This is a genomic window from Roseibium sediminis, from assembly GCF_008711325.1.
Classification (GTDB): domain Bacteria; phylum Pseudomonadota; class Alphaproteobacteria; order Rhizobiales; family Stappiaceae; genus Roseibium; species Roseibium sediminis.
The window spans coordinates 1-25,442 of record NZ_VXDB01000035.1 but is presented as its reverse complement, the minus strand read 5'-3'; the positions used below and the strand labels follow the sequence as shown (position 1 = coordinate 25,442).

Below are 25,442 nucleotides of genomic sequence, written 5' to 3'. Positions count from 1 at the left end.
CCGGCGCCCGCGGCTGCTCAAACCGTCCAAAATCAAACCGCAGGACTGAGATTGCGCAAACGCAAGGCGTTGTTCAGCAGCCTGTTAGAGTATTTCCAGGCGAACTGGATACCCGTTCGCCGTCAGGAAATGCGTCAAATCTAGAACTCAGAGCAATTCGACTGATTCAGTGAATGCGAGACGTGCTCTAATAAAATCACGCCATCTTTGAGAAGAGCCGCCCCTCCTGGAGCAAACCGTCAACAAGGGATGCGGTTTGACCGGGATCACACTATCTCTGCGCCGGCAAGACCGCGCACTTCAGCACCACGCGGCAAGGCGACACATCGAAGCAAAGAAATAGAGTTTTGAGAGTGGCGACCCCGGCAGGATTCGAACCTGCGACCATTCGCTTAGAAGGCGAGTGCTCTATCCAGCTGAGCTACGGGGCCTGATGGGTCGGGCGGCGCTCGTGAAACATGCCAGCCCGAACAGGCTTCTTGTCGCGAGGAGAGACGCTTCTGTCAACTCCCCTCGCCTGTTTTGCAGGGATTCATTGGGTCTGTCAGTGAGTCCAGGGAGCGCGGCGACCGAACTTGAAATTGTCGGAATAGGAAGCCGTCCGTACCCGACGCTCATTCGCTTCTTCCACGCGGTGAGCAATACCGTTGCGACGCGCATAGGCGATTGCGTCGTCCTTGCTGTCGAAAAACAGGCGAATCTGCTGCTTCATGTCGGATGAAGACGTGTAGCCCATAAGCGGCTCTACGGTGCGTGCGGTTTCCGGCTCGTAGTCCAGAACCCAACGCTGGGTCTTAGCTTTTCCCGACTGCATGGCCGTTTTGGCCGGACGGTAGATGCGCGCAACCATATAGTTTGTCCTCTGGTCCCTCATCCTGATGAAATCAATTCACCATTGCTACCCGTGCTTTGTCTCAGGTTTACCCGGATTGTCAACACTTCACGGCACCTTGGATGCCGTTCGACCTAAATGATCAACCACAAACCATAACAAGAGATTGCAGGGACAGCGCACGCTCCCACACACTCCCTTCCCGCAATACGCGTAACAGATCCCCTCGCACATGCCCCGCCAAATGTGCAATCGGATGGATTGGCGAATTCCAACTCAACATAAGTAAAAAGTATTCACATTGACATTACCTTCAATATTATCAAACAACAATTCTTCGTTATTCTCGAAGTTTTACTTTTTTCAATAGCTTATTACTCACAAATATAATTTATTTTATCTTGAATTTCCGAAGCCTTCCCCAAGGGTATGTATGCTCCATTGCTGACATTGCATGGAGCGAAAGATGTCCACTACGGCTCGTTCTGTTTTCCCAAATACACCAGTAAATCCAGGGCTCTACTCAGACCCTCTCCTCCCCCTTTCCCCGAAAGATAGAGAAAGATTTCATTCCTTTGGTTGGGGGCCAGTTGTTCGTCCACGACACGACACCATTACGGCGGCTGTAAATCACTGGCTGCGAACGACACCGGAAGCTCCTGCTCTTGAATGCGGCAAGCGGTCCATGAGCTATCGGGAACTGGATGTCGCTTCCAACAAACTTGCGGCATCGATGGCAACAATGGGTGTTCGACACGGCGACAAGGTCTGCCTTTACCTGCAACGCTCGATCGAAATGGTCGTCGGAATTGTTGCCATCCTGAAACTGGGCGCAGCCTATGTCCCTCAGCATGCGGGCGTTGCGCCGACAGACACCCTGCAACACATTGCCTCCATAACCGAAGCGAAGGTTATCTTGACCCTCAAGCGCCTGAAGAACGAGGTTCCCGCGCAAGCAGGGTACGCTGTTCTTTGCATTGATGAAGAAATGGAGCGCCTACCCGAGAACTCTTCCAGCCGCCCCACGTACTTTTCCAAAGCCCAACCTGATGATCTTGCGATGGTCCTCTTTACGTCCGGAACGACCGGTGTTCCGAACGGCGTTCAGGTCACCCATCGCAACCTTGCGAATATTCTTCTGACTGCGCCCGGAGACCTCGGTATGCGTCCCGGCATGCGGGTCGGGCAAATCCTGTCGATCGCCTTCGACATGGCCGCGTGGGAGACGCTCGGTGCGCTTTCCAACGGCGCCACACTGGTCATTCGCGGAAAATCCATTCAGGAGACCGCCGAAAAGGTGGATGTTCTGATTGCAACCCCGTCCATTCTGGCATCGGTGGATCACACCAAATGCAGAAACGTGAAAGTGGCTGCGGTCGCTGGTGAACCCTGCCCACGATCCCTCGCAGACGCATGGGGGGCCTTCTGTACTTTCTTCAATTCCTGCGGGCCGACAGAAACGACCATCATCAACACCGCCGAACGGCATTTCCCGGGCAAGGCTGTCTTGTCCATCGGACGGCCTACGCCAAACAATACGGTCTACATTCTGGATGATGAGCTGATGCCTCTGCCCATTGGAGACAAGGGTGAAATGTGGGCGGGCGGCGATTGTGTAACCGCTGGATATCTCGCCAATCCGGAACTCACCGGCGACCGCTACCGACCCGATCCCTTCCGCCCCGGTCACATGATGTTCCGAACCCGGGACCTCGGCCGCTGGACCCCGGAGGGCGAGCTGGAACATTTCGGGCGCGTCGATGACTTGGTCAAGATCCGCGGTTTCCGGGTGGAGCTGGACGGCGTCTCAAATGCGCTTGAAAGCGCAGAGTGTTGCGTACGGGCAGTTACATTGAAATTCGACAACCGCAATCTGGTGAGTTTCATTTCCCCGGCCACTGCGTCTGTTGAGACCGCCCGCAATCAGGTGGCGGACAAACTTCCCTATTATTGCATGCCGACGGTGGTGCTGGCGCTTCCTGAACTGCCCCGCACCCCTCGCGGAAAGCTGGACAAACGGCTTTTGATGAAGCTCGCACAAGACCACATCGACACCTTTGGCGTGGAGTTGAACTGATGCTGACATCTGCTCAATCGCTTTCCGATACACCGTCGAACTGGCGACGGGTCACACGCCATCCCTCGCTGATGGAATATCGCAGGCTCATGGTGCTTGTCGTCGTGGCGAACCTTTACGTCCTCTACACGGGGCTTCAGAATGGACGCTGGTTTGACGGCCAGCTCGTCAATCTCGAAGCGCTTTCCAAGATGGCACTCGTCAACCTGATGCTGGCGATCCTTATCCGGCAACAAAGGATCATCAATGCCCTGTTCTGGCTGGCGACGCGCATTCCGACCTCATGGCCTCTCTGGATCCGTTGGGGGGCAGGAAAGGTGTTCCATTTTGGCGGGCTGCACTATGGCGGCGCACTCATGGGTGCCGCCTGGTTCTCGGCCTTCTTTGGAGCCATGCTTTACAATCACCTGATTGGTGACGCAGCGCTATCACCGCTGACACTTGGCTGGTCTTCGCTCATTCTGGGTCTGCTGTTTCTGATCATCGCGACAGCGCTTCGTCCGTTCCGGAACCGGTTCCACAACACATTCGAAAAGATCCACCGATTTGCGGGTTGGTCTGTGCTTGGTCTTTTCTGGCTCCAGAGCGCCTCGATCACGCAGGACTCCGGGCAAGTCTTTGTCGGTTCCTTTTCCTTCTGGGCACTGTGCCTCATCACCTTGTCCGTAGCTTCACCGTGGCTCACGCTCAAGCGGGTGGATGTGCACATTGAAAAGCCGTCGGACCACGTCGCAATTGCCCGGTTTGATTATGGCGACACGCCCTTTGCCGGAAGTTCCAATGCGATCAGCCACTCCCCGTTTGGCGAGTATCACGCGTTTGCGAATATTCCGGCTCCGAATGAACGCGGCTACCGGCTCGCCATTTCACGAGCAGGCGACTGGACAGGCGCGTTCATCGACAATCCGCCGAAGAAGGTTTGGGTGAAAGGCATCACAACCAGTGGAGTTGCACGCATCGAGGACCTTTTCACCAAGGTTGTCTATGTTGGCACCGGGTCCGGAATAGGCCCCATCCTGCCGCATCTTCTCAAGGGCAAGGTTCCAAACCGGCTTGTCTGGTCCACGCGCTCACCGCGCAAGACTTATGGCGAAGCTCTTGTCGACGAGATTGTCGCAAACACGGAAAAACCGGTCATCTGGGATACGGATACACGCGGGAAACCGGACCTTTCCGCGCTTGCCCTGCAGGCCGTTCGGGAAAGTGGTGCAGAAGCAGTGATCGTGATCTCCAACCAGAAACTCACCCGCAAGGTGGTTCACGACATGGAAAGCCTTGGCATCCCTGCCTATGGCGCAATCTGGGACAGCTAAATGTTTGAGACCCTTGAAACCGAGGTGACTGGCCGTGTGGCGTCCATCAAGATCAACCGGCCCAAGCAGCTCAATGCCTTGAACACACAGGTCATGGAAGAGGTCCTTGCCGCTGCATCAGGCTTTGCTGCGTCTCCCGATATCGGCTGCCTCATCCTCAAGAGCGGTGAGCGAGCCTTTGCTGCGGGAGCTGATATCCGCGAGCTTGCCGTACAAGATCACGCGAGCATGCGGGCGAGCAACTTCTTTTCGGGCTGGGACCAGTTCGCTGCGCTCCGCATTCCGAAAATCGCAGCCGTGCGGGGTTATGCACTGGGTGGCGGCTGCGAACTGGCGATGATGTGCGATGTGATCCTCGCCTCAGAAAACGCCAGGTTCGGCCAACCGGAGCTGAAGATCGGCTGCATTCCCGGCATTGGCGGGACGCAGCGCCTGACGCGTCTTGTGGGGCGCGCCTGCGCCATGGACATGATCCTGACCGGGCGCATGGTCGGTGCAGAAGAAGCACTTCGGATCGGGCTTGTCAGCCGCGTCATTGCAGATGATCAGCTGGAAGCTGTTGCTCACGAAGTTGCAGCCACCATCGCCGGATATCCGGGCGACATCGTTCAAATGGCTAGAGATTGCGTGAACATGGCCGAAAACTCGACGCTGGACAGCGGCATCCGGCATGAACGCCAGACATACCACGCTCTCTATGGCCTGCCCGCGCAAAGGGAAGGCATGGCCGCATTTCTCGAAAAACGCGCGCCGAATTTCAACGGCGCGTAACACCATCACCCTGGCAAACGCGCCGGCTCCTGCCGATGACTTTTTTCAGTCGGCAGGAACGCGCAGCCAGATGGCACCAGACTCACACAATTTCTTGCAGTCGTTTTTGTCTCTGGCCAGGTCCCCGAGATTGAGTGCAGCGTCGGCACCCGTCCCGTCGAACCGATAGTCATCACACTCGCCGTCGTCAGCATATTCTGATGAATTGTCGCCAAAATTGATCTTCGAACAGACGGTGCTATTTCTTCCCTTCTCGCCATCCACCAGCTTGAGCAGCCCGGCATCAAACAAACGTTTGCAGTCTGTGGCGTCATGCTTTTGCGCTTCCGCGCTAACCAAGCTGCCCATGCCGAGCCCGATGAAACGACGGTCTTCGCACTCTCCGTCTTTCGCGTATTCCCCGGCATCGTCGCCGAAGTCGATCTCTGAGGAAGCTGCAGGCAGTGCCATTAGGAAAGACGTAACAACAACAAAAGACAACAAACGCAAAAGCACGAAACCAACCTCCAAAAATCCAACTGAATTCAAATGAGCATAAGACCCATCCGCGCCAGACTACAGAAGTTATCCTCTGCGGCAACTTATGTTCTGTACTGGATGCGGCTGGTCGAAGATCGCCAATAAATGGCATGAAGCCAGACAGGTCATGTCCGGCAGCAAAAACAAATAGATATTGAAGAGGAAAAATGGTCGGGGCAGCAAGATTCGAACTTGCGACCCTCTGGTCCCAAACCAGATGCGCTACCAGGCTGCGCTATACCCCGAGCCGTTGATTTCTGCGGGTTTATAGAGCTTCCCCACCCCGGTCAAGAGAGAACAAACACGGAATTTCATGCAGTTGGGGACAACTACGGGACAAAACGTCCCGAAATAGTACCGAAATCCGTTCGCTAACTGTTCTCCTGCTAGGTACTTCCACTCTCATTTATGCCGTGCTGCCGTAGGGGCGGGATACCCAGAGCCGTATTCGAAAATTCAACAAAACGAGGAATGCAATGTCCGGCAATAACAATCGCCCGCTCGATGTACTGTTTGCTGAATATGAAGCCGAAAAGGAACGTGAACTAGCGAGCCTGACACCGGAACAGGCCGCCCAAGCTGTCACAAGGCATGAAGCACTGAGACAGCGGAATCTGGAAAAATACAGGCGGGTGGGCCTGGTCGATGAAAACGGGGACTTCTTGCCGGACGAACATTGTTCCGATGAGGAAGAGTGAAAATCTGCCAGTGGTTCCAATCTCACACGTCAAGTAGTTGTCGACCTTGGCAGGCTAATAGGTGTGGTGCGGCAATCGAATGTTGACTGACGCTTAGGGACGATATTATGGCGACCACACGCAAACTGCGGTGAACGTTACCAACGTGTTATACGAGAGCATTCTATTAGAACCGCGTCCCATTTGAATGACGATAGACAAGCTCTTCATGGGCATCTGCCCACTCATCACCCTCCAAAATATAAGGTTTCGCGCATTTAACTGATACAACATGCGGTAATTTTGCTAGTTTATGATCATTGGGCAGTAAGTTAAATGGGTTTAGTATAGAATTTCTATTGCTTGGTAGTTTTGTCATCAGGCCGATATGGTATCTTTTTTCTTTATCTAATTCATTAATTTTGTCATCAGAATATTTTGGCGCATTGTATACAATCTTCTTTATAACACTTTCACTACCGGCCCTACCCCGACTTATTTCGACATTCAAAATATATGATATAAAATCCTCCGTCTCAAATATTGAACTAGACTGATATATTATCTTCCCAGTGTATAACCCATCTGCTGCATTTAAATGCTCAGGAGGAAAGTTAGATATACTCAGACAACTTGCGTGAGATTCGCTCAGGACTACTTGAAAAATCAAAATTGAAAAGAAAACTATGCGCATTCTTCTTACCCTTTTAAATCTAGCCCAAAGGCCGAAGCGCTTGAGCGAGTATTGTGGAAGACCGTCCTCGCAGCTCCTTCAAGCCCAGCACCAAATGACGAAACTACTGCCCAATCGATGGCGTCGCGACCTTGTCTCCTTCAGCAAAACCAAGGCGTTTCGAGGTTCCGGCAAGAACTTCAAGCACATATTTGGCGGGCGCGCGCGAGGGGATGATTTTTTCGGAAAACGGCGTGGTGTTGTCTGCGACACGGACAATGGTCCCGTCAGCACTCAAGAAGATGATGTCGAGCGAAAGCGGCGTGTCCTTCATCCAGAAATAGCGGTCGCCCTCTCCCTCGAACACGAAAAGCATACCAGCGTCTTCCGCCATCTCCGTCCGATACATCAGCCCTCGCCCCCGCTCTATGTCATTGGAGGCAACCTCGACGGTAAAGACATGTTCCTTTCCGCCTGCCATGACAGTCAGTTTTTCGACGGGCAAATCGAATGGCTCAGGCGTTTCCGCCAAAGCTGGCAGAGCAAGAGCTATGACGAGGCAAAAAACAGCGGAAAGAACGGCCCGCATCCGACACTTGAGCAACGCGAACATGACGAAGTGACCCTTGGCAAGAAACAGTTCGGCCCGACAACAAGGCTGCATGGCCGTCACTGTCGCTGATCTTGCAGGCAAAAGCGGCAGCAATGCAGCTGGTTCATTCAATTGGGGAGGATCACGCCAAAAGACGGCAAAAAATGCGTCGCTTGTAACAAGCGACGCACCAGGCGTGACCAAACGGAGGGAGGGACCGAGTGGTCAGTGGGAGGACGGTATATGCGTGCCGGCGCCAATCGGACGAAGCTCGGCCGCCATCTTGCCCTTCGGGCCTGACCCAAATCTCACCAGAACTTCCTGACCGGGTCTGAGTTCTGCAATTCCGAAGCGGCGAAGGGTTTCCATATGGACAAAGATATCCTCGGATTCCTCGCCCTGGGTCAGGAAACCAAATCCCTTGACCCGGTTGAACCATTTGACGGTTGCCTTCTCAAAGCCTGTCTCTGCAACCACCTGTACGTGGGTTCGCGATGGCGGCAATTGAGAAGGATGCTGGGCGACCGATTCATCCATCGAAAGGATGCGGAAGGCCTGAAGCCCCCGTGGCCGGTCGAGCACCTCGCATACGACCCGTGCGCCTTCATAGGCCGTTTGAAATCCGTCTCGCCGAAGGCAGGTGACGTGAAGCAGGATATCGGACTCGCCATCGTCGGGGACGATGAAACCGTATCCCTTGGCTACGTCGAACCATTTGATCGTTCCTGCGACCTCGAAAACATCAAGGGCTACTTCATCAGCGCCCGTCTCGAGTACGCGGGGATCCGTAGCGGCTTTTCCCCCCATAGCATTAATGTCCCGTGTCTGATCCGCAATAATAAGTCAGGACAAGCCATTCGACTCACTGACCAACTGATTCCTAAACAAAAGCATAACACCCACTTCGTATGCGCAAAGATTATTTCTGGCACTAACCACAGGCCATTTCAAAGTGGAATGACGCTAGATCGTGAAATTTTCGAAGGTTTGAGCGATCCTTGTACGAAGAAGGCAATCCGCGACCGGGTCAACCGGGGTCATTTCTCCGTTGAGTATGACTAGTTCGGCCCCCTTATCTGCAGCCAGAACTGGAAGTTCCGCTGCGGGATAAACAACAAGGGAGGAACCGATCACAATAAACAGGTCAGCGCTTGCCGATGCCTTCGCCGCCTTGCGGAACGCTGCCTCCGGCATCGCCTGCCCGAAGCTGATCACTGCCGCCTTCAGCAATCCGCCGCAGGAGGAACAAGTGGGGCTTTGCCCCTTCTCCACCGTGTCTCTAAGTGGCGGAAGGTTTGCGCGGCGACCACACTCAAGGCAGGTCGCATAGGTGCTATTACCATGGATCTCGATCAGCCGATCTTGCGGAAAACCGGACCTTTGATGCAGGCCGTCCACGTTTTGAGTGACGAGAAGATCAATCCGGCCTGCCAGCCCAAGTTTGGCCAGCGCGTTGTGTGCCGCGTTGGGTTCGGCTCTCTCGAATATGTCCAGCATCTGGAGGCGTCGCTCCCAGTCTTCCATCCGACTGTCGTGCGAGCGGATGAAATCCTGAAACTGGACAGGCTGCCTTTTGGACCATATTCCACCGGGTGAACGGAAATCGGGAATGCCGGAGTCCGTGGAAATCCCGGCCCCGGTCAACACGACACAGGACCGCCTTTCCCCGTCGAACAAGCACCTTATATAGTCTTGTGCCTCGCCAAGGTCCTCAATGGTCCTTATCATGAGCGTCTCCAGTCACGGGCGGTTCGCCTCTTTATCAATCACAGGGAAAATAACATGCGGTATTTGCACACGATGGTCCGGGTGAAGGATGTCGATGCTTCGCTCGACTTTTATTGCAACAAACTGGGAATGACGGAAGTCCGACGCACGGAGAGCGAGGCCGGTCGGTTCACCCTGATTTTTCTGGCAGCATCAGCCGATGAAGCAACGGGCCGCGCAAGCAAAGCCCCCTTGCTGGAGCTGACCTACAACTGGGACCCGGAAGACTATGGCTCCGGTCGGAACTTCGGCCACCTCGCCTACGAGGTCGACAATATCTATGAAACCTGCGCCCGTTTGCAGGAACAGGGTGTGACGATCAACCGTCCGCCGCGGGATGGCTATATGGCCTTTATCAAGTCACCGGACAACATCTCCATCGAGCTGCTGCAAAAGGGCGAAGCTCTTGAAAAACAAGAGCCTTGGGCCTCAATGCCCAACACCGGAAGCTGGTAAGACAACCGGTTTATCCAAAGGTTCAGGGTTCAAATTCGGACCCTGAACGTTTTTTTTCAAGAAGCTCTTGCGGGGATCAAAAAACACCCGTATAAGCGCCTCCACGACGCGATTGCGTTGACCGCGCGCCCATCGTCTAGCGGTCTAGGACGCCGCCCTTTCACGGCGGAAACACGGGTTCGAGTCCCGTTGGGCGTGCCATTTCTCTTCCCGGCACAATCAGTGAAAGCCACCTTCCAAAAAGGAAGATGACCTCTATTTCTCAATCGATTGTCCGAATTTTCTCACAAACGACATCAAGTTTGTTTGCCGCATCTGCCAAGCGGCCTTGTTCTACCGCGTGGTCTCGTAGGCGAGGATTGCTCCTGCCAGATCTTCCAGCGCAGCCCCTACCGATTTGAACAGGGTAATCTCCTCGTCCGAACTGCGACCATCGTGCTGTCCCCGGACAAGCTCATAAAGATCCGCCTTGATATCAGCCGGGCTCAAGGTGCCGTTCGCCAGCGGCTGGACAATATCGCCCCCCTCCTTTGTGCAGCCGTCCCGCGTATCAACAAAGACCAAGGATCGCCGCACAGCTTCGTCATCGCTCTCCCGCATGGAGGGCTTGAAGGCCCCGACGAGATCAACGTGGGTTCCCGGTTGCAGCCACTTGCCCAGGATCAGAGGCGTTTCGGAGAGTGTCGCGGCTGAAATGATATCAGCTGTCTGACAGGCGGTCTCAAGGTCGGTAACACCTTCGGCATTTATCCCATATTCGGCGGCGACCTGCCGCGCAATGCCAGCTGCCTTGTCCAGCGAGCGGCCCCAGATGGAAACCTTGCGGATTGGGCGCACCGCTGCGTGCGCGCCGATCAAATTCAGAGACAACCTGCCGGTGCCAACGACAACGAGATGTTCGGCGTCTCGCCGCGCGAGAGAGCGCGCTGCAAGGGCCGAAGCTGCGGCGGTCCTGCGGGCAGTCAGCTCGCCGCCATCCACCAGCGCAAGCGCCTCTCCAGTCCCGCCATCCGACAGGAGATAGGATGCAGAAACGGCCGGCAGGCTTCTGGCAGCATTCCCCGGAACCACATGCGCAATCTTGACGCCAGAATATTGACCCGGAACCCAGGCCGGCATGAGCAGCAAGGTGGCATCCGCTTCGCCGGGTATGGCCATGTCATGATGGTGACGAACCGGCATTTCGCATCCGGATTTGAACATCCCGTCCAAAGCATCGATCAAGGCCGGAAATGGCAGGGCCTGACGGGTCTGGCTTTCGGAGAGAAGAAGCATATGCGGGCTCGCTATCATCGTTTCACGTGCAGGCAACAAAAAACCGGCGCCATTCTAAAGCGCCGGTCGACCCGTTTCAGCCGGGAACCATCTGCGATCAGATCGCGTGATATTCCTGCCGCCATTCGGAATTGTCGAGCACTTCTTGCGCCGTACCGTCGGCCACGACCTCGCTGGTGTCAAGAATGACGGCACCAGCCGTGATTTCGAGCTGACAGCTGCGTGAATTTGGCACCTTGCCATGACCACCTCTCCTGTCAGACCTTGAATGGCAATCATCCAAAGCGGAGGAACCATGTCTCGCGTCACCACTCTTGAGGAACTTGAAGACATCTACGGACACGCCGCTGCCCCGTCCCGGATCAAAGTCGTCCCTGCCATCACTCCGGCCTATCGTGCGTTGCTCGAAGCTTCTCCGTTTTGTGCGCTGGCAACCAGCGGCCCCGAAGGACTGGACTGCAGTCCGCGCGGCGATATCGGCTCCTGTGTCCGAATTCAGGATGACAAGACCCTGCTGCTGCCGGACCGGCGCGGGAACAACCGTATTGATTCCCTGAGGAACATCGTCCGCGATCCTCGCGTCTCTCTGATGTTCATGATCCCGGGCCATGACAACGTCATCCGGGTGAACGGCAAGGCCCATCTTTCAATCGACGCCGAACTGCTTGCCTCCTTCATTCATGAAGGAAAACTTCCAAGGTCGGTTGTCGTGATTGAAATCGAGGAGCTGTATTTTCAATGCGCCCGAGCGATCATGCGCGCCGGTCTGTGGGATGCCAAAACCAGAGAGGATCCGCAGCTTCTGCCAACTCCGGGTCAAATCCTGCAGGAAATCCAGACTAGCTTCGCAGGAGAGGCTTATGATCAGGGATGGTCGGAACGGGCGAAAACCAGCATGTGGTAGCATTCTCTTTCATTTCCGACCCAAAGCTTCGGGGAGGCTAAGGTGAGCAATGCAATTTCAACATGGTTTGCGGAAGGAACTGATTGGCGAAAAACGGGTTTGGAAAAACTGAGGTCGCAGATTTTTTCCGTCACTCCCACGGCGATAGAAGTCCTTAAATGGGGCCAACCATGTTACGTGCTAAATGGTGTCTACTGTTATTTGCAGAGAGCACAGCGTCACATTACTCTTGGATTTCCCCAAGGAACAAAACTACAGGATCCCGGCAAGGTTCTTGAGGGAAATGGCAAACAAATGCGCCACCTTAAGTTCACCTCACTGGAGGCGATTGACGAGGAGATGTGTACCCGGTTTTTGCGCGAAGCTGCCTTGCTGGACAATCAAATCAGAAAATAAACCTGAGGAAACACGAACACTTGCCTTGAGAAGACACCTTGCAGGTTTTCAGCAAAGCTCCAATCTAAAATCTAACTTCCCGACCTATTGAAGATGAGAACATGTCAAAAAATCCGCTCTTAACTGACTGGTCCACGCCGTTTGGTCTGCCGCCGTTTGGCGACATTGCCACCGAGGATTTCCGCTCCGCCTTCGATATTGCCATTGAGGCTGCGAAGGTGGAAATCGAGGAAATTGCGAACCAGTCGGCAGACGCGGATTTCGACAACACGGTCAAGGCGCTGGAGATGTCCGGCCAGCAGCTGACGCAGGTCGCGCGCACCTTCTACAATCTGACCGGGGCACACACGAACCCTGCCCTTCAGGAAATCGAACGGGAAATCGCGCCCAAACTCGCAAAACACCACTCGGCGATCCTCTTGAACTCAAAACTCTATGACCGGGTGGCAGCGCTCTGGGCGAAGCGGGCTGAGTTGAACCTACCGGAAGAAGAAGACCGCGTTCTGGAACGCTATCATATCATGTTCCAACGCGCTGGCGCGGGCCTTGCACCGGAAGCCAAGGAGCGGATGGCGGAAATCTCGCAGCGCCTTGCCAGTCTCGGCACTGCATTTTCCCAGAACGTTCTGAAGGACGAATCCAGCTATCAGCTCGTGCTGGAAAGCGATGAAGACAAGGCCGGTCTGCCGGATTTCCTTTTGGCAGCGGCAGCTTCCGCTGCAAAGGAACGCGGCCTTGACGGCAAGCACGTCATTACCTTATCCCGCTCCCTCATCGAGCCTTTCCTGCAGTTTTCCGCCAACCGCAACCTGCGTGAGGAAGCCTTCAGGGCCTGGGCCGCACGTGGTGAAAATGGCGGTGACACTGATAACCGCGACATCATCAAGGAAACCCTCAAGCTCCGCGCAGAGCGGGCCCGCCTGCTCGGGTTCGATAGCTTCGCCCATTTCAAGCTGGACGACACGATGGCCAAGACGCCAGACGCTGTCCGTGACCTTCTCACCAAGGTTTGGTCCCCGGCGCTTGAGCGCGCGAAGGAAGAAGAAAACGACCTGGCCGCCTATGCCCAAAAACGCGGCGACAATATCGAGATCGCGCCGTGGGACTGGCGTTACTATGCGGAAAAGGTGCGCAAGGAAAAGCACGACCTCGATGAGGCCGAGCTCAAGCCGTATCTTCAGCTGGACAAGATGATCGAGGCTGCGTTTGAAACCGCAACCCGCCTTTTCGGCGTGACCTTCAAGGAGGTTCACGGCGCTCCCGTCTATCATCCGGATGTTCGTGTCTTTGAAGTCATCGGCAAGGACGGACACCATCTCGGGCTGTTCCTCGGCGACTATTTTGCGCGTCCGTCCAAGCGCTCGGGCGCATGGATGAGCGCCTTCCGCAGCCAGGAACGACTGACCGGTGACATCAAGCCAATCATCGTGAACGTCATGAACTTTGCCAAGGGGGCCAATGGCGAAGCCTCGCTGCTGACCTTCGACGACGCTCGGACGCTCTTCCATGAGTTCGGGCACGGCTTGCATGGCCTGTTGTCGAATGTGACTTACCCGGTCATTTCCGGCACCAGCGTTGCACGGGACTTTGTCGAGCTGCCGTCACAACTCTACGAACACTGGCTGTCCCAGCCGGAAATCCTGTCTCGCTATGCAGTTCACTACAAGACCGGCGAGCCAATGCCCAAAGCGTTGCTCGACAAGGTCCTTGCCGCAGAGAATTTCAATCAGGGCTTCGCGACAGTTGAATACACGTCCTCGGCCCTTGTTGACCTTGAACTGCACCTTTTGACGGATCTTTCGGATTTCGATCCGGTAGAGTTCGAGAAAAAGGCGCTTGCCGATATTTCAATGCCGTCGTCCATCATCATGCGTCACCGCACGCCGCATTTCTCGCATGTGTTTTCCGGCGATGGCTATTCCTCGGGCTACTACAGCTACATGTGGTCGGAAGTCATGGATGCGGACGCGTTCGGGGCATTTGAGGAAACGGGTAACATCTTTGACCCCGAAACGGCGGAAAAGCTCTATCGCAACATCTATTCTGCCGGCGGCAGACCGGACCCGGAAGAGGCCTACAAAGCCTTCCGCGGACGGGCTCCGGAAATTGATGCCATGCTCGAAAAGCGCGGTCTGAAGGCCGCCTGAGGCAAATAGAGAGCCTAGTTACGATGCAAAGATCACTCTCTTCTCACCGGGCAGGCAAAACAGCCTCATTGCGGGTTGCTCTTGTTCTGGGCGGCATATCTGGCGCTGCGGGGGTGATGCTGATGGCGCTGTCGGCACATGCGGACACGACCGGCCTGTTGAAGACAGCAGCCGAGATGCTGCTGTTTCATGCTCCGGTCTTTCTGGTCCTGGGTGCCCTGTCCCAAATACGCAAGATCCTGCTGCACCCCGCAGCCATGGCGTTGCTTGCGCTGGGGCTGTTCCTCTTTGCAGGTGATCTGGCGAGCCGCGCCTTCTTGGATCAACGCCTCTTTCCGATGGCAGCTCCATCGGGCGGCGTTCTGCTGATCCTTGGCTGGGCGACCATCGCTCTGGGTGCCTTGCGGATCGGCGCAAGAGAGCCGTAATCAAGTTTACGACAAGTTGCATACAACAATAGAAAAGCCCGCGACAATCGCGGGCTTATTCATATTTCAGCGCAATTGGGAATGTTTACTGACCGGGCGTCCATGCCTTGTAGTCGCCAGTCACTTCCGGGCGTTCCTTTGACGTCAGGATTGAACCCGATGGGCGATAAGCTCCCGGTGTCCCCGTCAGATTCTCGTGATGCGGCTTTTGCCAGGACTTTGCATGATAGTCTTCGTCAACCGGCGCCACGTCAACGCGGTGATGCATCCAGCCGTGCCAGCCCGGAGGAATGGCAGACGCTTCCGCAAGACCGTTGTAGATCACCCAACGCTTCTTGCCGCCGCGCTCGCGATAGTACTTGTTGCCGAATTCGTCCTCGCCGACAAACTCGCCCTTGCGCCACGTGAAGAAACGCGTGCCCATGGTTTGACCATTCCACCACGTGAAGAGTTCGACGAGCAGGTTCTTGATACCCATGGTGTCCTTGCTACCTCTGAGGCCGACCGACCGGGTACGGAACCCCTTGCCCGTCAGCACTTGAAACTTTGCGGGGAATATGGCGGGCGGAAGCGTTCATGTCCAGAGGTTGCAGGCAATTGTGACCGGTTTCTTGACCTCATCAGCCGGCGTTGCGCACCTCGGCAAAACCACGTGTCTTCCGCTTTCTCTTATTCTTTGCGTCGGATGCGTTTTTCGTAACGCGCCCGAGATCCTTGGTGACGGCCTTTTTCGTCTGCTCTGCCCGTTCGGCGCGCGCAGCAACAGCCTCGGCATGTTCCATGATGCGCTTTTCTTCTTCCCCATCGTTCTTCTGACCGAAGAATCGATCCAGCATACCGTGTATTTCTTTGACGCGCTTAACACCTGCCAAGTGCTTCTCACGAGCCTTTTCAATGGTCTGCTCGACTTCGGGTATAGCTTCCACCCTCTGCCCAGGTTGCCCAATTCCCACAAACCCGCTCTGACCAACCACCATCGGGCGCGAATCGCGCAGGATCCAGCGCAGTCGATCATGAACCAGTGTCGGCGATATGGGTTTGACCAGAAGCATGTGAGCTCCTGCCCTCAATGCCTTGTCCACCAATGCGCGGGTACCAAAGGATGTGATGAAAAGAACGGGCACGAAACACAGGGGGGCCATGTGCTTGTGTCGAATCATCCGCAGCAGCTGATAGCCCGAGGTGGGCTCCATACGCCAATCGGTGACAATGAGATTGGGAGCCTCGGCCAACATCGATTCGAGAGCCGGTTCGACCGAATCGAAAACCCTCACCCTCGGGATGCCGAAATTGGAAAGTACCGCCCTTATAATGACCTGCATGGGTCGGCTGTCTTCGACGACCACAACATCCAGCTGATCGAATTCCAGTCCATATGCAGCGTGAAGTGTCATAAGGATTAGGCCCCTGTCTGGTACCCTTCACGATAATTCCAGTGCCCTTAGTTTCGATTGAAGGCTCAAGGACATTTTAAATTTAATTGTTCCTAAAACACTGTCGTGATTGGCATTTTCAAAACTGCGGCGCTTCTGCCCGGAGTTTCGCTCGTCCCGGGAGCCGGAAACAACTTTTTCACCTCTCCCCACAATCCACAAAAACCCACTAGATTTTGGGCTTGCCCACAATCCTTGCACTACAGCTTGTCGGTCAGCGCTTGACGGTAAGAATTCATTTACACTAGTTTCTATAGCATCAGCGGCGTGCGTAATTGGGGGTGAGCAGCTCTCGTTCCCGTCCAATCCAGTGCTCAGTAACGTGTATCGACCTTGCCAGATGGACCATCAGGCAGGCGGAGTTTTTTTGTGCCTGCGCTCTGGGTATCGCCGATGAAAAACCTGTTCAAAGACACTATATCTAGTGACTAAGCAGCCAAGAGGCACTATATATGCTGCATCGCTCTGTTGGAGCCACAAGTTAGGGTCCTCGACCCATTCCCAGTGGCGAACAGACGTTCAGCTTTCAAATTGCGGCAAATGGCGGTTGGTCTGGCGGTCAACCGGGGTTCAAAAGGGGATTAGGAATGCGGATCCAACGGCGCTACACCAAGGAAGGGCAATCGCCCTACGCCGAAATCGAGTTCCGGACGGCCACGAGCGAGATCCGGAATCCGGACGGCTCGATTGTGTTCAAGCTGGACAATATCCAGGTACCGGCACAGTTCTCGCAGGTTGCGTCCGACATTCTGGCCCAGAAATATTTCCGCAAGGCTGGCGTTCCGGCCAAGCTGAAGCCGGTTGAGGAAAACACTGTTCCGTCCTGGCTGTGGCGCCATGAGGCTGACGAGAAGGCTCTCAAGAAGCTCAAGGAAGAAGACCGCTTCGGGTCGGAAATCGACGGACGCCAGGTATTCGACCGCCTTGCCGGCACCTGGACCTACTGGGGCTGGAAAGGCGGCTATTTCGACAGCGAAGCCGACGCACAGTCGTTCTACGACGAGCTGCGCTACATGCTCGCGACCCAGAAGGTTGCCCCGAACTCCCCGCAATGGTTCAACACCGGCCTGCATTGGGCCTATGGCATCGATGGTCCGAGCCAGGGCCACTACTATGTCGACTTTGAAACCGGCAAGCTGACCAAATCCGCCTCCGCCTATGAGCATCCCCAGCCGCATGCCTGCTTCATCCAGTCGGTCGAAGATGATCTCGTGAATGAAAACGGCATCATGGACCTGTGGGTCCGTGAAGCGCGCCTGTTCAAGTATGGCTCAGGCACCGGCTCCAACTTCTCCCGCGTTCGTGGTGAAGGCGAGAAGCTCTCCGGCGGCGGCAAGTCCTCCGGCCTGATGAGCTTCCTGAAGATCGGCGACCGTGCTGCTGGTGCGATCAAGTCCGGCGGCACGACCCGTCGCGCGGCCAAGATGGTTGTCGTTGATGTCGATCACCCGGATATCGAGGAATACATCAACTGGAAGGTCAAGGAAGAGCAGAAGGTTGCGGCCCTCGTTACCGGCTCCAAGATCTGCCAGAAGCATCTGTCGGCCATCATGCGCGCCTGCGTAAATTGCGAGGCGGACAATGGCGACTGTTTCGATCCGGCCAAGAACCCGGCCCTGAAGCGCGAAATCCGCGCCGCAAAGAAGATGATGGTGCCGGAGAATTACATCCAGCGCGTCATCCAGTTTGCCCGCCAAGGCTTCACCAAGATCGAATTCCCGACTTACAACACCGATTGGGACTCCGAAGCCTATCTGACCGTTTCCGGCCAGAACTCCAACAACTCGGTCCGCGTGACCGATGGCTTCCTGAACGCTGTTCAGGCAGATGGCGAATGGGACCTCACCTCGCGCCGCTCCGGCGGCACGGTGAAGACCATCAAGGCGAAGGAACTTTGGGAACAGATCGGCTATGCCGCCTGGGCGTCTGCTGATCCGGGCCTGCAGTACCACACCACCATCAACGAGTGGCACACATGCCTTGCCTCCGGCGAGATCCGTGCCTCCAATCCGTGCTCGGAATACATGTTCCTCGACGACACGGCATGTAACCTTGCCTCGTTGAACCTGCTGCAGTTCCGCCGCGAAGACCGTTCCTTCGACGTGGACAGCTACGAACATGCCGTTCGCCTGTGGGCCATCGTTCTGGAAATCTCGGTTTTGATGGCGCAGTTCCCGTCCAAGGAAATTGCGGAACTGTCTTACCGCTACCGGACGACCGGTCTCGGCTACGCCAATATCGGCGGCCTGCTGATGACCGCCGGCATTCCCTATGACAGCGATGAAGGCCGCGCGATCTGTGGCGCCCTCACTGCGATCATGACCGGTGTGTGCTACGCAACGTCCGCTGAAATGGCTGGCGAGCTTGGCCCATTCCCGGGATACAAGGACAATGCCGAACACATGCTCCGCGTCATGCGGAACCACCGCCGCGCCGCGCATGGCGAGGCAACCGGCTACGAGAAACTGTCTACTCTCCCGGTTCCGTTGGACCATGCCTCCTGCCCTGACCAGACCCTGATCGAACGGGCAAAGCTCGCCTGGGATCGTGCTCTGGAGCTTGGCGAGAAGCACGGCTACCGCAATGCCCAGACAACCGTGATTGCCCCGACCGGCACGATCGGCCTTGTCATGGACTGCGACACGACCGGCATCGAACCCGATTTTGCCCTTGTGAAGTTCAAGAAGCTGGCCGGTGGCGGCTACTTCAAGATCATCAACCGTGCCGTTCCTGAAGCCCTGCGCAAGCTCGGCTATTCGGAAAGCCAGATTGCCGAAATCGAGGCCTATGCCGTTGGACACGGTTCGCTTGATCAGGCTCCTGCCATCAATCCGGGCAGTCTGAAAGCCAAGGGCATGACCGATGCCAGCCTTGAAAAACTCAAGGGCGCGCTCGGCTCTGCCTTCGACATCAAGTTCGTGTTCAACCGTTGGACCCTTGGCGATGAGCAGCTGACTGCCCTTGGCGTCAGCGAAGAACAGATGAGCGACCCGGCCTTCGAACTTCTGTCCTTCCTCGGCTATTCCAAGGCGGACATCGAAGCGGCCAACACCCATGTTTGTGGTGCGATGACGCTGGAAGGCGCGCCGTTCCTGAAGGAAGAGCACTACCCAGTCTTCGACTGCGCCAACCCGTGTGGCCGGATCGGCAAGCGCTTCCTCTCGGTGGAAAGCCACATTCGCATGATGGCTGCAGCCCAACCGTTCATATCCGGCGCGATCTCCAAGACGATCAACATGCCGAACAATGCAACGGTCGAGGACTGCAAGGAAGCCTACATGCTGTCCTGGAAGCTGGCGTTGAAGGCCAACGCGCTTTACCGTGATGGGTCCAAGCTCAGCCAGCCTCTGAACTCGCAGCTTCTCGCCGACGATGACGAAGACGAGGAAGATGCAATCGAGACACTCGCCGCAAAGCCGATGGCAGCGCGGGCGGAAATCGTCGCCGAACGCATTGTCGAGCGGATCGTGGAACGCGCCGTTCGCACCCAGGAAAAGCTTCCCGGTCGCCGCAAGGGCTACACCCAAAAGGCAAAGATCGGTGGGCACACCATCTTCCTGCGCACCGGCGAATATGATGACGGTCGTCTTGGCGAGATCTTCCTCGACATGAACAAGGAAGGCTCGGCGCTGCGCGCCTTCATCAACAACTTCGCGATCTCGGTGTCACTGGGTCTCCAGTATGGCGTGCCGCTGGAAGAATATGTCGACGCCTTCACCTTCACGAAGTTCGAACCGGCCGGCATGGTCATGGGGAACGACGCGATCAAGAATGCGACCTCGATCCTCGACTATGTCTTCCGCGAGCTGGCGGTTTCCTATCTCGGTCGCCACGACCTTGCCCATGTGTCGCCGGAAGTCTTCGGCGCACCGGCAACGGGTCTGTCCGGCGGTGACGGAACCACCAAGGACGGCGGCGTTGTCTCCCACGGCCTCGTACGCGGCCAGACCGAGCGGTTCCGACTGGTCAATCAGAGCGACGCGCCATCCGGTTCCACCACGACCACGGTGACCGCGAAGGTTGGTGGCTCACCGGCCGCCCAGACCTCGGCAGTGGCAACAGCCTTTGCCCGCGGATCGGAAGCGATTGCCGCCGTTGAAGTTGCCCCTGCCCCGCAGATGGCAACCGCAGCCCAGCAGATCGCCCAGGCCCGCATGAAAGGCTATGAAGGCGAAAGCTGCTCGGAATGCGGAAACTTCACCATGGTCCGCAACGGCACCTGCCTCAAATGCGACACCTGCGGCGGCACCAGCGGCTGCAGCTGATTAAAGTGAGCCGCTGTCCCTGTCCCGAGTCGCATAGGATGGCCAATTTAGGCCAATAAGCGGCTCAAAAGCGAAAATCCGGACGCTCCCGGGCGTCCGGATCGACCAAAGCAAATGCTGGCAAAAACAGCACTCCACGAATTCCGGGCTCCGAGAGATGCCCGGACAATGCAAGGGAGAACAAATCATGAAACAAGCGCCTAAGATGTAAATATTCATGAGGTACCCCAACCATGAACGTGCATGTGAATTCCATCGAGGACTTCCTTAAAGCTCTGGTGAAAGAGCTTGAGGTTCCGGACAACAGATATGAGCAGGCCCAGACGAGTTACACTTCTCTTGGGGAATGGCTTCATCGTCCTGAAAGCACGGTCCGGAAGTACGATCCTCAGGTCTACTGCCAAGGTTCGTTCCGGTTAGGAACAGCGATCCGTCCACATACGGACGAGGAAGAGTATGACGTCGACTCTGTCGTAGAGCTTCGATCTTTGACCAAACGCGACAAGACCCAGCAAGAACTGAAAGCGATGCTAGGCGTCGAGATCAGGGCCTATCACGACGCCAAGGGCATGGTGAAACCTGTACGGGAAGGTAATCGCTGCTGGGTTCTGGACTATGCCGACGGTGCCCAGTTCCACATGGATGTTGTTCCAGCCGTTCCAAACACCGAGCAACAGAGAATCCTTCTCGAAGCCAAGATGCTCGACACTCGCTGGGTATCGACTGCGATCTCCATCACGGACAGGCGGGAGCCCAACTATTGGATACTCTCGGAGGATTGGCCCAGATCCAATCCGAAAGGTTACTCTTATTGGTTCGCATCCAGACAAGCGGTGGTGTTCGAGCGTCGCAAGCGGGCGGTATTTGAGGAAATGCAGAAGCAGGGCTTCCGTGCAAGTGTTGAGGATTTGCCAGACTTCAAAGTGAAGACACCACTTCAGTCGGCGATCATGATCCTGAAGCGGCACCGAGACAACATGTTCGCCCGCAATCTGGATCTACGTCCGATCTCAATCATCATTACCACGCTGTCGGCTCATTCGTATGAGAACCAGGACACAATCTCTGGCGCGCTGTTCACGATCCTTGACCGAATGGATCAGTTCATCGTTCATGACGGCAAGAAGTACATCATAGCAAACCCCACCGACCCCTTCGAAAACTTCGCTGACAAGTGGGAACGTGAACCGCAGAAGGCCGATGCGTTTTTCCAATGGCTGCGCCAGGCTCGTACCGACTTCAGGGCAGCGGCACAGGCAACGAACTACAAGGGTATGGCCGATGCCGTCTATCAAAGGATGGGATACCGAGCTGCAACCAGCGCGGTTGACCGGCTCACCGGAGGGTCACGCCTGCTGCGCGCAGCAACTGGTGCATCTGCTGCGGGCGCAGGCACTGTTGGTGCGCCCAGCTTCGCGAATGCCGATAGACGACCGACGAAGCCTCAGGGATATGCATGATCTGGTGGTGGCAAGATCAGGATAGGGCAAGAGCGGAGAAGGTCGCATTCACCGCACTTCAGGAGGAAAATGATTGGCTGACGAGCGTGCGCGTCAGGCACCTCGCCGATTTTCAGCTCTGCGTGGATGTGGAGATCCAGCATGGCGGGGAAAACATTACGCTGGCGGTAATCTACCCCACCACATTCCCTGATACCCCACTGATCGTTTTGCCCCATGGCGGAATTCAGCTTTCCGACCATCAGTATGGTCCCGGTGGGGAGCTTTGTCTCCAGTGGCGTCCGGACAATTGGGATCCTGCGGTCACAGGGGCAATGATGGTGGAAAGCGCTTACGGCCTGATTGCTGCTGAGCGCGGTTCCGCTGGAGAGGCCTCCGCAGTTCCCTCGGAGCATCGTTCTTCGCTTGGGGCGGAACTGCGCTTCGAAAGCTGGCGCTTGATGGTTCCGGAGGGTGCGTGGGCGGCGCTCGAAGGGCAGCTCCCTGAGGCGGTTTTGGAGATATCTCTGACGATTACTGCACGCAGGACCCACCGGGTGGCTCACCTGAGATCAATAGGTGCACACGGCAACGAGGTTTGGATATCGCCGCAGCCTACACCGAATGCACCAGGAACACGGACCGGCTACATATTGCGGACGGCACAAGACATGAGCGTGCTAGCGCTTCATGGAGGCGGTGAATTCAAAGACCTCGCCGAACGCATTCCTGAACTCTCCTCCCTTCTTGAAATGCCGGATTGGCCGTTCCTTATCGTTCTCGAAAAATGCGGGCGTAAGACCGCTTTTGACATAGTTCACAGCAAGAAAGGCTTTCCATTTCTAGTTCCTTACCGGATCGTGGAGGAGGAGGTGCTGGCCCAACGATCCGTCTCGAATCGTGAAACAGTATCCATGAATCGCGTCGCGATCGTAGGCTGCGGCTCGATTGGCTCGAAGGTCGCCGCCTCACTCGCCCGCGCTGGCGTCAGGAAATTCCTCCTCGTCGACGAAGATATCTTCCTGACTGGCAACCTAGTGCGGAACGAACTCGACGCTTGGGCGATCGGTTGGCACAAAGTGGACGCTTTAGCCGACAGGGTCGGCCAGATCGCCACCGACACCGAAATCGAAACGCGGCGCGTCGCTCTTGGTAGCCAGACCTCTGCCCTTGCAATGGAATCTACGCTTGAATCGATTGGCGAATGCGATCTCATCGTCGACGCGACCGCGAATCCGACATCGTTCAATTTGTGCGCCGGCGCTGCAAAACGGCACAGCAAGCCGATGATCTGGGCAGAGGTTTTCGGCGGTGGGATCGGCGGGATCATCGCAAGAGCGCGGCCTAACACGGACCCCTATCCGTTGGCGGCAAGAAATCAGATCACGACGTGGTGCGACGACCATGGAATTCCTTGGCAGACGGAGACCGGAAACCCGTACGAGATTAAGGGAGACGACAAGCCGCCATTCATCGCTGACGACGCCGATATCTCTGTTATTGCCGCCCATGCAACGCGGTTTGCCCTCGACATCCTTCAAGGTGGAGAAACGTCATTTCCCCATTCCGCATATGCGATCGGCTTAAAGAAAGCTTGGATCTTCGAAGCACCATTCGACACTTGGCCAATCGACCTGCAACCAACGGGGCCTTGGGATGAGCCGGTTGCAGCGCAAAGCGAAGAAGATATCAGAACACTGATGTCAGATCTCAACGACGAGGAATCGTCGTGACTGTGCAGTTGGTCCTTCCTTGGGCGATCGTGGATAGGATGAAGAAAATGCTCGCTCGTGCCGCCGACAGGGAGATTGGGGGCATCCTGATGGCACGACAAATCACACCCGGACAATTCGAGATCGTCGACTTCTCCGTCGATGAACTGACTGGCGAACGGGCGCATTTCGTCAGGGACCACGTCTTTCACAACACGTTCCTAGACGCGTTCTTCGAACGGACCGGTTACGACTACGAGAAATACAACTACATCGGCGAATGGCATTCGCATCCCGGGCTTCCAATCTTTCCGAGCCTCACAGATCTGGAATCTATGGAGGATCTCGTGAATGGAGAGCGCCGGATTCCGTTCGCAGTCCTGCTCGTCGTCAGGTCAGACACTTTCCGCGAATTCCTCGCGGTCGCAACTTTTCATCAGTGCGGGACGTCCCCGCAAACCGCGCGCATCAAATACGAGCCGTAGAGACAGCCATGTATCGAGATACGATCGACTGGAGCATCCGCGAATTCATCAAATTCCTTTTCAGACCGCGAGGATTCGAAGGAAAGGTTGCTGTCGCTTGTGTTCCTGTTCTTGTCACCCTGCTGGGTTGGAACTGGGTCGTCAAAGCCACCATCCGAGATGAGTACTCCGTCGAGGTCGGTTCAACTAACGTTATCCCGGAGTGGGTGCAATGGCCCCTCGTGGCGCTGTTCGTCGCGATCTTCGTCTTCTGTGTCTGGATCGGTTGGAAGCGGTTCTCCCGCGAGAACGATCTGCGGGACAGGAAGAGGGTCATTGTCATGGAAGGCCGCGGGTTGCGTGACGACGATGGCTCTCCCCTAACCGCAGCCGTGCCGTCAGACATCATAGGTCACCGGATCGGTATTATGCTGGACCTACGGCAGCGGAAAGACGGCGTGATCGTTGATCCGGGCGATCTCCTGAACGAGGTAGATGCTGCGCGACGAACAATCCAGCAGCATTCGAAGCACGGGGACGCTCAGGACGTGACCCTCGTCTACGGTGGGCTGACTCCCGTACCAATGACCTTCCTTACCGGGGTAATCTTCGACGACGAGGGCAAGATCGTCGTCATGGATTGGGACAGGAATCGTGAGGCGTGGCGCAGCCTGGACAGCGGGGACGACGGTCAACGCTTCAAGATGGAAGGGTTCCAAGACTTCGGTAGCGCCGCGGATGTCGTGTTAGCGATCTCAGCGTCCTATCAGGTCAGGTCAGAGAACATTGCGACGACCTTCGATCTCCCTGTTGTTAGGCTTTCTCTGCCTGACTTAAATTCATCGCATTGGTCACTGGACAAGCAAAACGCTTTGGCCGGGCAGTTCCTCGAAGCCGCGAAGTTCCTTGAGGCGAAGGGAGTGACGACCATCCATCTCCTTCTGGCCGCTCAAAACAGCGTCGTATTCAACCTGGGTCGTCGCTACGACAAACGAAATCTCCCAAGTCTCATCGTCTACCAATACGAAGCGAGCAACGAAAAGAAGTATCCTTGGGGAGTTCGAATGCCCGTTCGCGGCGAGACGACACCTTCGATCGCTCGAGCGTAGTGATCTGCTCCCTCTGAACGAATGGTATAGTTGTTCATGCTTTCAAGGTCGTCTAGCTTCAACTCCGAAATCTCGGGGGCCGGATGGCGCCCGCATTCAAGAGCATTGCATGCCCATTACACTACCAACCGCTTCTCCTTGTTCCCCGTCAGCGGCTAATGGACAAATTGGTTTGATTGCGTAAGGGAGTGAT

General features: G+C 56.0%; 24 protein-coding genes and 3 tRNA genes. 15 read left to right on the top strand and 12 right to left on the bottom strand.

Annotated elements, in window-relative coordinates; translation table 11 throughout:
- Positions 1–354 precede the first annotated feature (354 nt).
- Together F0155_RS21305 and F0155_RS21300 are read right to left on the bottom strand one after the other, a co-directional pair.
- Positions 355–431: transfer RNA gene (locus F0155_RS21305), tRNA-Arg, on the bottom strand.
- Between the two features lie 113 nt (positions 432–544).
- Positions 545–850, bottom strand: coding sequence for an ETC complex I subunit (locus F0155_RS21300; protein WP_150526589.1), 306 nt, complete (start codon positions 848–850; stop codon positions 545–547).
- A gap of 436 nt (positions 851–1,286) precedes the next feature.
- Between F0155_RS21300 and F0155_RS21295 the strand changes: the two genes are divergently transcribed.
- The 3 genes from F0155_RS21295 to F0155_RS21285 are packed head-to-tail and all read left to right on the top strand — an operon-like array spanning position 1,287 to position 4,993.
- Positions 1,287–2,909: an AMP-binding protein gene (locus tag F0155_RS21295; RefSeq protein WP_204934575.1), complete on the top strand. Its 1,623-nt coding sequence runs from the start codon at positions 1,287–1,289 to the stop codon at positions 2,907–2,909.
- Complete coding sequence (locus tag F0155_RS21290) at positions 2,909–4,222, top strand: hypothetical protein (RefSeq protein WP_192913861.1); 1,314 nt, start codon at positions 2,909–2,911, stop codon at positions 4,220–4,222. Before F0155_RS21295 ends, F0155_RS21290 begins: the two co-directional genes overlap by 1 nt.
- Entirely contained in the window at positions 4,223–4,993 is a 771-nt protein-coding gene (locus tag F0155_RS21285; protein WP_150526587.1) for an enoyl-CoA hydratase-related protein, read from the top strand. It abuts the gene before it with no gap.
- A 45-nt stretch (positions 4,994–5,038) separates the two neighbouring features.
- Here F0155_RS21285 and F0155_RS21280 read toward each other — a convergent pair whose 3' ends face one another.
- Both F0155_RS21280 and F0155_RS21275 read right to left on the bottom strand, forming a co-directional pair.
- Positions 5,039–5,488 carry a hypothetical protein gene (locus tag F0155_RS21280; RefSeq protein ID WP_150526586.1) on the bottom strand — a complete coding sequence of 150 codons (450 nt, stop codon included), beginning with the start codon at positions 5,486–5,488 and terminating at the stop codon, positions 5,039–5,041.
- A 192-nt stretch (positions 5,489–5,680) separates the two neighbouring features.
- Positions 5,681–5,757, bottom strand: a tRNA-Pro gene (locus F0155_RS21275).
- A gap of 231 nt (positions 5,758–5,988) precedes the next feature.
- Here F0155_RS21275 and F0155_RS21270 point away from each other — a divergent pair.
- Positions 5,989–6,210: a hypothetical protein gene (locus tag F0155_RS21270; RefSeq protein ID WP_150526585.1), complete on the top strand. Its 222-nt coding sequence runs from the start codon at positions 5,989–5,991 to the stop codon at positions 6,208–6,210.
- Positions 6,211–6,376: 166 nt separating this feature from the next.
- Here the strand turns inward: F0155_RS21270 and F0155_RS21265 are convergent, their stop codons facing one another.
- The 4 genes from F0155_RS21265 to F0155_RS21250 form a co-directional block, all read right to left on the bottom strand.
- The gene (locus tag F0155_RS21265; protein ID WP_150526584.1) at positions 6,377–6,883 is read right to left on the bottom strand and encodes a hypothetical protein; all 507 of its coding nucleotides are present in this window, start codon (positions 6,881–6,883) and stop codon (positions 6,377–6,379) included.
- A gap of 103 nt (positions 6,884–6,986) precedes the next feature.
- On the bottom strand, positions 6,987–7,586 hold the full coding sequence (locus tag F0155_RS21260) for a DUF192 domain-containing protein (RefSeq protein WP_244303566.1): 600 nt from the start codon (positions 7,584–7,586) through the stop codon (positions 6,987–6,989).
- A gap of 93 nt (positions 7,587–7,679) precedes the next feature.
- On the bottom strand, positions 7,680–8,261 hold the full coding sequence (locus F0155_RS21255) for a cold-shock protein (protein ID WP_150526583.1): 582 nt from the start codon (positions 8,259–8,261) through the stop codon (positions 7,680–7,682).
- A 156-nt stretch (positions 8,262–8,417) separates the two neighbouring features.
- A complete protein-coding gene (locus tag F0155_RS21250) occupies positions 8,418–9,182 on the bottom strand; it encodes an SIR2 family NAD-dependent protein deacylase (RefSeq protein ID WP_150526582.1) in 765 nt (254 codons plus the stop codon).
- 54 nt (positions 9,183–9,236) lie between these two features.
- On the opposite strand from F0155_RS21250, the gene gloA reads away from it, so the two are divergent.
- Both gloA and F0155_RS21240 read left to right on the top strand, forming a co-directional pair.
- Positions 9,237–9,677 carry a lactoylglutathione lyase gene (gene gloA, locus F0155_RS21245; protein ID WP_150526581.1) on the top strand — a complete coding sequence of 147 codons (441 nt, stop codon included), beginning with the start codon at positions 9,237–9,239 and terminating at the stop codon, positions 9,675–9,677.
- Positions 9,678–9,802: 125 nt separating this feature from the next.
- Positions 9,803–9,878, top strand: a tRNA-Glu gene (locus F0155_RS21240).
- A gap of 132 nt (positions 9,879–10,010) precedes the next feature.
- On the opposite strand, the gene lhpI is transcribed toward F0155_RS21240, so the two are convergent.
- Together lhpI and F0155_RS21230 are read right to left on the bottom strand one after the other, a co-directional pair.
- Positions 10,011–10,952 carry a bifunctional Delta(1)-pyrroline-2-carboxylate/Delta(1)-piperideine-2-carboxylate reductase gene (lhpI, locus tag F0155_RS21235; RefSeq protein WP_150526580.1) on the bottom strand — a complete coding sequence of 314 codons (942 nt, stop codon included), beginning with the start codon at positions 10,950–10,952 and terminating at the stop codon, positions 10,011–10,013.
- A gap of 97 nt (positions 10,953–11,049) precedes the next feature.
- Positions 11,050–11,187: a hypothetical protein gene (locus F0155_RS21230; RefSeq protein ID WP_208999404.1), complete on the bottom strand. Its 138-nt coding sequence runs from the start codon at positions 11,185–11,187 to the stop codon at positions 11,050–11,052.
- 60 nt (positions 11,188–11,247) lie between these two features.
- Between F0155_RS21230 and F0155_RS21225 the strand changes: the two genes are divergently transcribed.
- The 4 genes from F0155_RS21225 (at position 11,248) to F0155_RS21210 (ending at position 14,827) form a co-directional block, all read left to right on the top strand.
- Positions 11,248–11,856, top strand: a complete 609-nt coding sequence (locus tag F0155_RS21225; protein ID WP_150526579.1) for a pyridoxamine 5'-phosphate oxidase family protein — start codon at positions 11,248–11,250, stop codon at positions 11,854–11,856.
- Between the two features lie 42 nt (positions 11,857–11,898).
- Positions 11,899–12,252, top strand: coding sequence for a DUF1801 domain-containing protein (locus F0155_RS21220; RefSeq protein WP_150526578.1), 354 nt, complete (start codon positions 11,899–11,901; stop codon positions 12,250–12,252).
- Between the two features lie 101 nt (positions 12,253–12,353).
- Positions 12,354–14,399, top strand: a complete 2,046-nt coding sequence (locus F0155_RS21215; protein ID WP_150526577.1) for a M3 family metallopeptidase — start codon at positions 12,354–12,356, stop codon at positions 14,397–14,399.
- Positions 14,400–14,422: 23 nt separating this feature from the next.
- Positions 14,423–14,827 (top strand): DUF423 domain-containing protein, encoded by a 405-nt coding sequence (locus F0155_RS21210; RefSeq protein ID WP_150526576.1) that lies wholly within the window; start codon positions 14,423–14,425, stop codon positions 14,825–14,827.
- Positions 14,828–14,912: 85 nt separating this feature from the next.
- Here the strand turns inward: F0155_RS21210 and F0155_RS21205 are convergent, their stop codons facing one another.
- Both F0155_RS21205 and F0155_RS21200 read right to left on the bottom strand, forming a co-directional pair.
- The gene (locus F0155_RS21205; RefSeq protein WP_150526590.1) at positions 14,913–15,299 is read right to left on the bottom strand and encodes an NADH:ubiquinone oxidoreductase subunit NDUFA12; all 387 of its coding nucleotides are present in this window, start codon (positions 15,297–15,299) and stop codon (positions 14,913–14,915) included.
- Between the two features lie 148 nt (positions 15,300–15,447).
- The gene (locus tag F0155_RS21200) at positions 15,448–16,149 is read right to left on the bottom strand and encodes a response regulator (protein WP_208999403.1); all 702 of its coding nucleotides are present in this window, start codon (positions 16,147–16,149) and stop codon (positions 15,448–15,450) included.
- Positions 16,150–16,847: 698 nt separating this feature from the next.
- Between F0155_RS21200 and F0155_RS21195 the strand changes: the two genes are divergently transcribed.
- The 5 genes from F0155_RS21195 (at position 16,848) to F0155_RS21175 (ending at position 25,249) form a co-directional block, all read left to right on the top strand.
- On the top strand, positions 16,848–20,525 hold the full coding sequence (locus tag F0155_RS21195; protein WP_150526574.1) for a vitamin B12-dependent ribonucleotide reductase: 3,678 nt from the start codon (positions 16,848–16,850) through the stop codon (positions 20,523–20,525).
- A gap of 233 nt (positions 20,526–20,758) precedes the next feature.
- Positions 20,759–21,985, top strand: coding sequence for a nucleotidyltransferase domain-containing protein (locus tag F0155_RS21190; protein WP_150526573.1), 1,227 nt, complete (start codon positions 20,759–20,761; stop codon positions 21,983–21,985).
- Positions 21,982–23,697 (top strand): ThiF family adenylyltransferase, encoded by a 1,716-nt coding sequence (locus F0155_RS21185; RefSeq protein WP_150526572.1) that lies wholly within the window; start codon positions 21,982–21,984, stop codon positions 23,695–23,697. The genes F0155_RS21190 and F0155_RS21185 overlap by 4 nt, the downstream gene beginning before the upstream one ends.
- Positions 23,698–23,735: 38 nt before the next feature.
- Positions 23,736–24,161 (top strand): Mov34/MPN/PAD-1 family protein, encoded by a 426-nt coding sequence (locus F0155_RS21180; RefSeq protein ID WP_280177014.1) that lies wholly within the window; start codon positions 23,736–23,738, stop codon positions 24,159–24,161.
- An 8-nt stretch (positions 24,162–24,169) separates the two neighbouring features.
- Complete coding sequence (locus F0155_RS21175; protein WP_161599866.1) at positions 24,170–25,249, top strand: SAVED domain-containing protein; 1,080 nt, start codon at positions 24,170–24,172, stop codon at positions 25,247–25,249.
- The last annotated feature ends 193 nt before the right edge of the window (positions 25,250–25,442 follow it).